Genomic DNA, 1,228 nt, shown 5'->3' with positions numbered 1-1,228 from the left:
GGCTCGACCTGAGCGAACTGGAAGATCGCGTCAAGGCACGGGAGAACACGCCGGGTCATCCGGCGCCATCACCACGGTTGCTGCTGGCGCTTTGGCTGTATGCCACGAGCGATGGCGTTGGTAGCGCGCGGGCGCTGGACCGGCTCTGCGACAGTCACGACGTCTACCGTTGGCTCTGCGGCGGCGTGTCTTTGAACCATCACACGTTGTCGGACTTCCGGGTCGGCTGCGCCGACTTGCTCGACCGTCTGCTGGTCGAACATCTGGTGGCCCTGAACGAGGCAGGGCTGGTCGATATCGAGAAGCTGACCCAGGACGGGGTGCGGATACGGGCGAGTGCGGGGACCGGATCGTTCCGGCGGGAGGCGAGGCTGGATCGGCAGATGGCACAAGCCGAGGCCGTGGTTGAAGAGCTCAAGCGCGAGGTCGATGCGGATCCGGAAGCCCGCGATCGGCGGATCCGGGCCGCCAGAGAGCGCGCGGCGCGGGAACGCAGCGAGCGGATACAGGCCGCGCAAGCGGCGCTGGCCGAGATCAAGCGCAAGCGAAAGCAGCTCGACGACAAGGGCGGCAACGGCAAGAAGCCGAAAGAACCTCGGGCCTCCACCACAGACCCTCAGGCACGGGTGATGAAGATGGCGGATGCCGGCTTCCGCCCGGCCTACAATGTGCAGGTGGCCAGCGCGGCTGGCGAGCTGATCGTGGTCGCGATCGATGTCGACAACAGCGGGTCAGATCGCGGCTTGATGCGACCGATGTTGGAGCGGACGCGCGAACGGCTGAAGCGCTTCCCACGCCGCCACCTCGTCGACGGCGGATTCTGCAGTGGCGAAGACATCGAATGGGCGCATGGCGAAGGTATCGAGGTTTACTGTCCTCCTCCCAAATCCAGGAGCGGTGTCGATCCCTTTTTACCCCGGAGCAGCGACGGTCCCGGAGTATCCGCCTGGCGGGCCCGCATGGCCAGCGAAGCCGGAAAGGCACAGTACCAAGCCCGCACGATCTGCGAATGCATCCATGCCCGATGGCGGAACTGGGACCTCAGGCAATTGACCGTGCGCGGCATCGAGAAGGTCCGTGCCGTCGTGCTCTGGTACGCCCTCACCAACAACATCCTGCAAGGACACCGTCTCGCAAAAACATAGGCCGCAGAAATGTACCCGACGGCCTGACGCCGCCGGACGCTTGCCATCAAGGAGTGCCACCGCTCCTTGGCCGAATGCCGAAA

The 1,228-nt window shown here is 65.1% G+C and carries 1 protein-coding gene; it reads left to right on the top strand.

Annotated elements, in window-relative coordinates:
• Positions 1–1,145, top strand: a 1,145-nt coding sequence (locus FXB40_RS46960) for an IS1182 family transposase (protein ID WP_148779036.1), incomplete at its 5' end; no start/stop codon positions are given.
• Positions 1,146–1,228: the final 83 nt, after the last annotated feature.

It is taken from the genome of Bradyrhizobium rifense (assembly GCF_008123425.1).
Classification (GTDB): Bacteria; Pseudomonadota; Alphaproteobacteria; order Rhizobiales; family Xanthobacteraceae; genus Bradyrhizobium; species Bradyrhizobium rifense.
The sequence above is the reverse complement of the archived record's forward strand: the minus strand, read 5'-3'. Positions and strand labels throughout refer to the sequence as shown.